Annotated in this window: 5 protein-coding genes; 2 read left to right on the top strand and 3 right to left on the bottom strand. The window is 40.0% G+C overall.

Translation table 11 applies throughout. The features are described 5' to 3' along the window. Positions 1–252 precede the first annotated feature (252 nt). The 3 genes from ACY10D_RS11990 to ACY10D_RS11980 form a co-directional block, all read right to left on the bottom strand. Positions 253–1,443, bottom strand: coding sequence for an acetyl-CoA C-acyltransferase (locus tag ACY10D_RS11990; protein ID WP_487000957.1), 1,191 nt, complete (start codon positions 1,441–1,443; stop codon positions 253–255). Positions 1,444–1,460: 17 nt separating this feature from the next. Beyond that, positions 1,461–4,160 carry an acyl-CoA-binding protein gene (locus tag ACY10D_RS11985; protein WP_487000956.1) on the bottom strand — a complete coding sequence of 900 codons (2,700 nt, stop codon included), beginning with the start codon at positions 4,158–4,160 and terminating at the stop codon, positions 1,461–1,463. A 173-nt stretch (positions 4,161–4,333) separates the two neighbouring features. After that, positions 4,334–6,640: an acyl-CoA dehydrogenase gene (locus ACY10D_RS11980; protein ID WP_487000955.1), complete on the bottom strand. Its 2,307-nt coding sequence runs from the start codon at positions 6,638–6,640 to the stop codon at positions 4,334–4,336. 375 nt (positions 6,641–7,015) lie between these two features. On the opposite strand from ACY10D_RS11980, the gene ACY10D_RS11975 reads away from it, so the two are divergent. Both ACY10D_RS11975 and ACY10D_RS11970 read left to right on the top strand, forming a co-directional pair. Further along, positions 7,016–8,704: an AMP-binding protein gene (locus tag ACY10D_RS11975; protein WP_487000954.1), complete on the top strand. Its 1,689-nt coding sequence runs from the start codon at positions 7,016–7,018 to the stop codon at positions 8,702–8,704. 477 nt (positions 8,705–9,181) lie between these two features. Further along, entirely contained in the window at positions 9,182–10,246 is a 1,065-nt protein-coding gene (locus tag ACY10D_RS11970; protein WP_487000953.1) for a hypothetical protein, read from the top strand. Positions 10,247–10,455: the final 209 nt, after the last annotated feature.

The raw sequence follows: 10,455 nt of genomic DNA, 5'->3' as shown, positions 1-10,455 counted from the left end.
GAGTCTTTTGAGCAATTGTATTGCAGGCAATAGCTAGGACTATTGGCAAAATAGAATTGCTCAAAAGTGCAGAAAATCCAATGCCAGTAATACTGTAAAATGGTTTGTGAGTGGTATATAACTGCCATAGATTCCATGAAATTTTGAAGGAAAAAAGCTAATGAATATATAAAGCAAGGTGTGACCGAATTTAAAAGGATGCCTTCAGGCCACTCCAAATAATCTAGGACATATAAAAGTGTTTCCCTTTTCTTAACACGCCTCAATAATGCCCGCTGCCCCCATACCTGTGCCAATACACATGGTGACCATACCGTATTTTTTACCGGTTCTTCTTAAACCATGCAATGCTTTAACTGTCAACACTGTCCCTGTCGCACCTAACGGGTGCCCTAAAGCAATTGCACCTCCACAAGGGTTTACTTTAGTCTCATCAAGCTTTAATTCATTAATCACCGCTAAGGATTGTGCGGCAAACGCCTCGTTTAACTCAAACCAATCGATATCTTCTAGTTTTAAATTGGTTTGCTCAAGCACTTTTGGAATCGCCTTAATCGGACCAATCCCCATAATGCGCGCTGGCACACCGGCAACTGCAAATCCTAAGAATTTCCCAAGAGGTGTCAGATTATGTTTTTTCAAATAAGACTCACTGACTAATACTACAGCACCTGCACCATCAGACACTTGTGAGCTATTACCCGCAGTAACTGAACCACCCGTTGCAAACACAGGTTTAAGTTTAGCTAGCGCCTCAATCGATGTATCTTTACGCGCACCTTCATCGATTGTAATCGTTTTTTCATTGTCAACAATCTTAGCCTTCGCCTCGTCCGGCTTACGATGATGTACCTTAACGGGGATGATTTCATCATTGAAATAGCCATGTTCGATCGCATGCGTTGCTTTTTGATGACTCTTTAATGAAAATTCATCCTGCATTTGGCGTGTGATATTCCAATCTTTGGCAACGTTCTCCGCAGTAATTCCCATGCCATAAGCAATCGCGACATTTTCATCTTTAGTAAAAATCTCACTACTAAATGAGATGTTATGCCCACCAAATGGAATCATACTCATTGACTCAATCCCACCAGCAACTGCCACATCCATATTACCTTTAGCAATTTCATTGGCGGCAATAGCAATCGATTGCAACCCTGAGCTGCAATAGCGATTAATGGTAAAAGCAGGTACCGAATCAGGCAACCCTGCCAAAAGTGTTGAGATACGCGCGACATTCATGCCTTGCTCACCTTCAGGCATGGCGCAGCCTATGACGATATCACCGATGTCCTCAGGGTTTACACCTGATTCTTTAACGGTTTCTTTTAAAATATCCGCTAATAAATCATCCGGACGCTTCTTGGCAAAACCACCACGCTTGCCCTTAGTAACAGCTGATCTTTTCGCTGCAACAATATATACCGCTTGTTCAGTCATTTTCTATAAACTCCTTATTAATTTCTCAATGGTTTACCCGTTTCTAACATATGCTGCATTCTTGCCGCACTTTTCTCAGAAAGCGCCAATTCAACAAAGTTCTCAAGTTCGCGCTTTAGTAGCCAATCTTCTGAAACATAGGTATCTTTCTCAATCTCGCCGCCACACATGGCATCCGCTAAATTTGTCGCGATTTTGTAGTCATGTGCTGAGATTTGATTGCCATCACGCATATTAACCAAAAGTCCTTTAACGGTCGCAATACCAGCCTCACCAAAGACTTTGATTTTTTGCTTTAATGGTGGTTGATAACTAGAGTATGCTAAGAATCGTGCTTTTTCGATTGCAACACTTAGGATTTCTTTACTATTCATCACCACGGTATCACTCTCACGCAAAAAGCCCATCTCAATGGCTTCATACGCGCTTGTTGCCACTTGCGCCATTGCTAAGTTCTTATAGCGCTTTTCAAAGTCTTTCCATGGGTCTTGGGCAGTCGAGGCGCGTTTTGCCATCTCTTTTGAACCACCCCAACCAGGGATAATACCAACACCCGCTTCAACAAGACCGATATAACTCTCGTGTGCGGCAACCACCGCATCACAATGCATCAATGTTTCACAACCTCCACCAAAGGCAAAGCCTTTAACTGCTGCAACCACAGGGATTTTGCTATAACGAAGCTCTTGCGTGATCACTTGATGTCCTTTTTGAATGACATCATAAACAGCTTCTTTACCATGCATCATGAATTTAAAACCAAACTCTTCAAGATTCGCGCCTGCAGAGAAAATATCCTGCTCCTGCCAGATAACCATCCCTTTAAGTTTGCTTTCAGCGATCTTAATCGCCTCAGAGATACCTGCTAATACCGCATCACCAATGGAACACATCTTGCTCTTAAAGCTTAAAATACCGATTTCATCATCAACACTCCATAAGCACACACCTTCATTTTCATACAAGGTTACACTTGGCATTGTGCTATGCTCACCTAACACATAATCTTTGTGTAGTTGGCGTTTGTACACAGGTAATTCTTGACGAGTAACCAGTGCATTATCAGTGAAACTGAAAGATTTATTATCACCATAAACACCTTCTTTAAGCGCATATACCCATTGAGGAAGCGCCTTACTTGAAAGCGTTTTTCCGGCTTTGATATCTTCATCAATCCAGCTTGCTACTTGCTGCCAACCAGCTTGTTGCCATGTTTCAAAAATGCCTTCTTTCCAGCCAAAGCCCCAACGAATCGCTAAATCCATATCTTTTGGATAATTAGAAATATCACCAACTAAACATGCTGCATAGTGGAAGCTATCTCTAAAGCACGACCATAAAAATTGTGCTTGCGGATGATCCATGTTTTTTAATTTTTCCAACTTCACTGACCAGTCTTTTTCACTTAGGATTTCAGTGACTGCTTTATCAGGTTTCTGATCAGATAATCGATATGTTTGGCTTTGCAGATCAAGCACTTTAAGTCCATCTTTTTCTTTAACATAAAGACCTTTTTTTGTCTTTTGTCCAAAGGCACCCTGTTCGATCAATGCGTGGATCCAATTGGGTAATTGATAGACTTTCTCCCAGCCATCTGTGAGCGAGTTTTTCATCGTATCAACAACATGGGCGAAAGTATCCAAGCCAACCACATCTGCCGTGCGATAGGTTGCACTCTTAGCGCGTCCAAGCTTCTTACCTGTTAAGCCATCGACAACTTCCAATGGAATATTAAACTTCTCGGTGTAATAGCATGTTGCCAACATTGAGAAAACACCCAAGCGATTGGCAATAAAGTTTGGTGTATCTTTGGCGCGAATAATGCTTTTACCCAATTTTTGCACCAAAAAGGTTTCCAACTGATCCAACACCTCTGGCTTAGTCCCACCATGTGCGATAAGTTCAACCAAAGGCATATAACGTGGTGGATTAAAGAAATGTACGCCACAGAAATGTGCATGTAAATGCGTTGGCAAACTTTCAGTTAATGACTCAATGCTTAAACCTGAGGTATTAGATGCGATAATCGCGTGTTTTGCCACGTGTGGTGCGATGTTGTGATACAGGTCTTTTTTCCAATCCATACGCTCAGCAATCGCCTCAATAATCAAATCACAGTCTTTTAATAGCTCAAGATTATCTTCATAATTCGCTGCAGTAATATAATTGATCGCTTGTGCTGAACCAAAAGGTTTCGGATTGAGTTTAGTAAGCTTTTTTAACGCGCCATCAATTAACGCATTTGGCGCACCTTCTTTAGCCTTTAAGTCAAAAAGTACTACAGGGATGCGCGCATTAGCAAAGTGTGCGGCAATTTGCGCACCCATCACACCAGCGCCAAGGACTGCAACTTTCTCAATGCCTACATGTTGGCGTTTAGAGGGTTCAGGCTTAACCGCCGCTTGAATATCAGCTGACAACTTAGGTGCTTCAGATTCAACAAACTCATGTCCAAAAACTGCCAAATAACCACGCATTGCCTGATCTTTTGATTGACCTTTAATAGAGTCCCATGCCATCCATTTAGCACGTTCGACCATTTTTAAAACCGATGGGCATTTACCTTCAACATCACCAACCGTTGCTTGCTTATAAAAAGCATATAACTTTAGTTTTTGGTTATTATCAGGCTTAAAATCAATGGTTGCATCGCGTACCGCTTGCACCATTTCGTTAAACTTCTGCTCTAACTTACTTAGTTGCTCCAGTTCACTCATCTAAAAGGTCTCCTTATTTTGACTTTCTTATTTCTTACTCATTGGAATTACGCACTTTCTCTATTTCAACATCCCGCCTCGCAAGCTCGTCACCTCTCTTGCAAAAAGGGGTGCAGACACAGGCTGACGGGGTGTTTATGAAATCACAGTTTCTCTAAAATGCGTTACTCCATTTATATGCTCTCAGCTGTTGTCTTTATTTTTTCACCTTTTTCAGACATCTTATGCATTGCCTCATAGGCTTCACGCCACTCTGGGTGCGCATTTTTAGGCCCCAAGGCATAAGGTGAAAACTCATCCGTTTGAATCACATCATTAACACGCTTCATCACATCTTTAAGCAAAGTCACCTCATCATCACTAATGACATTATGCTGACGCGCCTTATCAATCGAATTTGCCCAACTAGCTTTTGGTATTGTGCCGGCTTTAATCGCCTCTTTGATTTTCTTTTGCACAGGAATTGCGGCAAGTACTGCTTGATAAGCAATCTCAACGCGCCCCACTGGATCCTTGTCATCCTCAGGTACATAACACATCGATTTCATGCGCTGACGTGTTTTCTCATCTTTCAATAACGCTTGCGCTAACTTATGATCCAAACGGTCATCTGGCTTTTTAAATGGCTTACCATAAGGAAACGCCATAAAACGCAATGTACCTGCCAGCGCCTTATTTGGAAAGTTGGCAAAAATTTCATATAACGCATTTTGCGCTTCATATAGACAATGCTGCAAGCTCCAGCTAACAAACACATCATCAGCAGCGACCTCGCCATTATCTTTATAATATTTCAATACCGCACACGCCATATATAAGTAACTCATCACATCACCCAAACGTGCCGATAAACGCTCTTTACGCTTAAGTGCACCACCTAAACTCACCAGTGCGATATCATTGACACAGGCATATACTGTACTCAAACGGGTAATGCGCTTGTAATATTTATTGAACTTAGATGAATACCCTTTTGCTGTTGCACCACAGGTAACGCCATACCAGAAGGTGCGCGCTGTATTTTTAACCATATAACTGATGTGCTTTTTCATCAGTTTTGAGAATTGCTCAAAGCCTTCTTTCTCATCTTTATTCATTAAGCTTTCAGACTCATCACGCACATATGGATGACAACGCATTGCCCCCTGTCCAAAGATCATCAAATTACGCGTCATGATATTAGCGCCCTCAACGGTAATGCCAACAGGTGTCGCTTGATAACCGCGCGCTAAATAATTGTTGGGGCCCATAATGACGGCACGTCCGGCATGAATGTCCATTGCATTATTAAGCACATCTCTACCCATTTCAGTTAAATGGTATTTAGAAATAGCCGATGCTACTGAGGGCTTAATACCCGCATCAACTGCTGCGACGGTAAACTGCCTTGTGGCATTGGCAAGATAGGCAAGACCGCCCATTTGCGCAATTTTCTCTTCAACACCTTCAAAGTAACCAATTGGTGATTTAAACTGCTCTCTGACCATACTGTATGCAGATGTTGCAACACTTGATAATAACGTATTAGCCGTGCCACATGCAGGTAATGATATCGCACGTCCAATTGATAAGCACTCAACCAGCATACGCCAGCCTTCTCCTGCCATTTTTTGCCCACCAATAATCCAATCTATTGGGATAAACAAATCTTTGCCACGAATGGTACCATTCATAAAGGCTTGTGATAACGGATAAGCACGATTACCAATTTCAAGCCCTGGGTGATCATGCGGCAATAACGCACAAGTAATGCCCTCTTTACCTGCGTCTCCTAATAATTGATCAGGGTCATGTAACTGAAATGCCAAGCCAACTAAGGTAGCAATCGGTGCTAAGGTAATATAACGCTTATTGATATTCTCTAAGCGTATACCCAAAACTTCACGCCCATTATACTCACCTTTGCAAACAATGCCCTTATCCGGTAAAGAAGTGGCATCCGAGCCTGCCGTGGGACCAGTTAATGCAAAACATGGTATATCAATACCTGCTGCTAATTTTGGCAAGAACATATCTTTTTGCTCATCCGTGCCATAGTGGTGTAATAACTCACCAGGACCTAATGAGTTAGGCACCATCACCGTCACTGCAGCTGAAACACTTTTGGTTGCAATCTTCATCACAATCTCAGAATGCGCGGCAGCCGAAAATCCTTTACCACCATATTCCTTGCGAATGACCAATCCAAAAAAACCTTTTTCACGAATAAAATCCCATACAGCAACCGGTAGATCACGATCAACATGTGTCACTTGCCAGTCATCAATCATTGAGCAAAGCGTATTAGTCTCATTATCTAAAAACTCTAGCTCTTCATCATTTAATTGAAACTTCTGCAAACGATGCAACTCATCAAAGTCTGGTAAACCTTGGAAGACTTGCTTTTCATACCAACAATCTCCCGCATCTAATGCTACTTGCTCAGTTACCGAAATAGGTGGCATGGACTTTTTACTTGATTTATAGATTTTCTTGATCATCCGCATTTCCTTACTCTTAACTTACTTAATCCAGTATTCTAAAGATCAATGTTAGCTAACCTTTGCCGCAAACAGTCCTAACGGTGACGTTTTTCATGATGCTACAAAGTTATCCCTAAACTTATTGATCCCTTTCATTTCTTTAGCAATATAACAGTGATTTTGTAAAAAATTAAGCAACACCAACCAAAATATTCCCTAAATCATGCAAAAAATATTGCAAAGCAACATAATTAAAGCAATTCGCAGTGAATTTATTTACAAAACGTAAGGTAGACGTCTAGAATGTGGCTAAGCTTATTTTTGGTATATTTACTTTTTTAGCTTTGTTATTTTTGCTTTTTTGATTTTATGAAAAAACGGAGAGAAGACACTATGTCAGAAAAACCATGGATTAAACACTACCCAAATGGCGTACCTAGCGAAATTCCAACTTCAACGGAAACATTAACATCAATGCTAAAACAAGCTGCATTGAAGTTCCCCAAAAACGTGGCACTTTCTTGTCATGATCATGATATGACCTACGAACAAGTCGATCATTACAGTAACAAAGTTGCTGCATTCCTGCATTATGAGTTGGGCTTTAAGCAAGGTGATAAGATCGCAATTATGCTACCAAACTTACTGCAATTCCCAATTGTGCTTATCAGCATTCTCAAAATAGGCGCAAGCTTCGTTAACATCAATCCACTATATACCGCGCATGAGATCAAAGAAATCATGGAGGACTCGGGTGCCACCGGTATTTTTGTACTAAGCACATTTGCTCATTTAGTGCAAGAAGCAAAAAAAGATTTGCCACATGTTAAACACATGATTACAACGGATCTTGTCGATCTTTATGACTTTCCTAAAAAACAAATTATTCATTTTGTCGCAACCCATTTAAAAGGCATGAAAAGCAAACATGACCGTTCACAATTCCACAAGCTAAGTACAGCACTTAATTACCACCTTGCATTTGATGAACAGAGTGTCACCATCTCTTGTGATGACATGGCATGCTTACAATACTCAAGTGGCACCACTGGCAAGCCGAAGGGCACCATATTATTACATCGCAATATTGTTGCTAACATTCAACAAGTGTGGCTTTGGATTGGTAAACAAGTTGAGCTAGATAAACAAATCCTTATTGGCGCATTACCGCTATATCATATCTTTGCATTAACGGCTAATTTTTTCACCTTCTACCTTGCTGGCTCTAAGCATGTACTTATTCCTAATCCACGTGACATTAAGTCTCTGGTCAAGACTATGCAAAAAACGCCATTTACTATCTTTAATAGTATTAACACTTTATATGCTGCCCTTTTACACAATGACACATTCCGCCAATCGACATTCCCACATTTCAAATATACATTAAGTGGCGGCATGTCGACAGTTAAACGCATTGCGGATGATTGGAAAGCAGTAACAGGCGTGACCATTCACGAGGCATATGGCCTATCTGAGATGTCACCTGCCGTTACCATTAATCGTTTTGATGATGATGTATTTAATGGCACCGTAGGTTATCCTCTACCTAGTACAGATATATCCATTCGTGACGATGACGGCAATGATTTACCTGCCAATGAGAATGGTGAGATCTGGGTCAAGGGTCCGCAACAATCTCCAGGCTTTTGGCATTTAGACAAAGTGACCAAAGAGCACTTCACCGGTGATGGCTGGCTTAAAACAGGAGACATTGGATTCTTGGATGATATGGGACGCTTAACAATTTCAGGGCGCTCGAAAAACATGCTCATCGTCTCAGGGTTTAACGTCTTTCCAAAAGAAATTGAAAATACCATTTTGCAAATCTCTGCAGTCAAAGATGTTGCCGTTGTCGGCGCACCATCACACTCAAGTGGTGAGAAACCGTTTGCCTTTGTGGTGCTTGAGGATAACCAATCTATTACTGGCAAAGAAATTACCGAGTTCTGCTATACGCGTCTTGCCCATTACAAAACACCAAAAGACATTATGTTCTTGGATGAGTTACCTAAGAATCCAGTAGGTAAAATATTAAAACAAGAGCTTAAAGAGAAATATATTTTAACCCCTAAAGGTTAAAACAAACACGTCAGCTTAAGTCATTGAATACAAGTAATATAATTGACTTTCGTCGCCAATTTATTTTCTAGCAACTTTTCTCAAACGTATAGCGCTCGCTATTTCGGTAATATTTTCTAGACAAGATATAAATCATAAAAACAACAGATTTTATTAAGAACTGATTGTTTTTCACCTGCTAATATAATTTTCTGAAACTGGTTATATAAAGGTAGGACAGACATAAAGTATATATGGGCTAGCTACTATTTATTAGCGCTTTGCTATTTAGCGTCTATATGTTGTTTTAGCTTGTGTATTGCCAGATTGATTAGTTATAAAATTATTTAATATGGGGTTATATTTATGCGTTGGTCAAAAAGTACAGTTTTATTACTTCTTGGAGTATCTTGCTCAGCTTATGCTGATTATCCAGAGAAAGCAGCAAGCATTGAGATTATTAACAATACCGCAAATTACAATTTAGCAAATTGCAGAATGAGTGATTTTGGAAAAATCAGGATAGCACTGCACAACCAAAATGCTAACTACAGCTATATAAAACTAATTAACATACCTAGCACTTTTGATCATGATATGATTAAGCACTGTGGAGTGGGGCATCAAAGCAACTGTATTGATAATAGCTTTGATGATGTGACAGATAGCGGGCAGGAAGTATTTAATGCACCTGCAAGCTATTCCCCATACTTTATCCAAACTAGTGACACTTATTGGGATCGATATGCTAACGAGAAAATGCTGTTAATTAGCTTCAAAAACTATAACCCAGATGGTAACAAAATAAGCGACGACGATTATGTGGAACAATTTAATGCTTTTACTGTTTCAAGTACAACCAACAATCAGCTGTCTGTCTTAAATTCTAGTAGAGATCGACGGGTTACTGTTATCAATGCTACCGGTGAAGACTTAACCCTTGATGAGTTAAAACAAGATCGTAATAGCTTTAGCAAGTTTGAACATACTTTAAATAAAGATCAAACTTTACAAAAAGGTAAGTCTTTTTCGATCACGATGGGCAATCGAGGCTTTTTAAAGGGTGTTGGGTTTGTTTTATCAGTCAAATCTAAAGACGCTCAAGATAGCTATTCTTTTACCTATGATGATCCAGCTGTTGGACCAACAAAGATTCATCCCAATAAAGCACAGCAACAGCACTTGTCTGCAAATCTAAGCGATGACAAATTAACTGTAACTATTAAAAAGGCTGACTCTTATTTCTATGATGAATACCAACGTTATATACAAGCACCGATTGGCTTTGATAAATTTGAAGGTTTTATTGCGCCAGGAGGAGCACTTTCATTAGCATATCGCCAATTACCAGAAGAGTCTCAAAATATTGAATGTGATTTGGCGGATGTTAGTGGAAGTATTATGTCGCCCAAAGTAACAATTGGCGCAGTGATAGACAACCTCCTTATAGCGCACCCTATCACACCAAAAAATTCCCCAGTTGCGGTGTTCTGTGAATTAAAAGCTGGCAATCCTCAATACTCAACAGTTCAATATGTTTGCACCGTCGAACCTAATATGTAATGTTGACAAGGTTGTGTGTAGTTAATAAAAATTAAGAGTTCAATCTATTTATTTTTTCACTTAACGTTATCTAAATCAAAGGCTTAACATGAATAAAATACTACTTACTTTAGGACTGTTATCTTGTCAGCTCATTTATGCTGATACAGTCTATCAATATAATGGGAAAAACCAATTAGTACAGATACAACAAAATAATCATATATATG

It is taken from the genome of Cysteiniphilum sp., assembly GCF_057495195.1.
Note: the sequence above shows the minus strand (reverse complement) of the source record. Positions and strands in the feature narration are given on the sequence as shown.

Excerpts from the sequence above, each read along its gene's own strand:
- ACY10D_RS11990 (WP_487000957.1), bottom strand. The coding sequence starts at position 1,443 with ATGACTGAACAAGCGGTATATATTGTTGCAGCGAAAAGATCAGCTGTT.
- ACY10D_RS11985 (WP_487000956.1), bottom strand. The coding sequence starts at position 4,160 with ATGAGTGAACTGGAGCAACTAAGTAAGTTAGAGCAGAAGTTTAACGAA.
- ACY10D_RS11980 (WP_487000955.1), bottom strand. The coding sequence starts at position 6,640 with ATGATCAAGAAAATCTATAAATCAAGTAAAAAGTCCATGCCACCTATT.
- ACY10D_RS11975 (WP_487000954.1), top strand. The coding sequence starts at position 7,016 with ATGTCAGAAAAACCATGGATTAAACACTACCCAAATGGCGTACCTAGC.
- ACY10D_RS11970 (WP_487000953.1), top strand. The coding sequence starts at position 9,182 with ATGAGTGATTTTGGAAAAATCAGGATAGCACTGCACAACCAAAATGCT.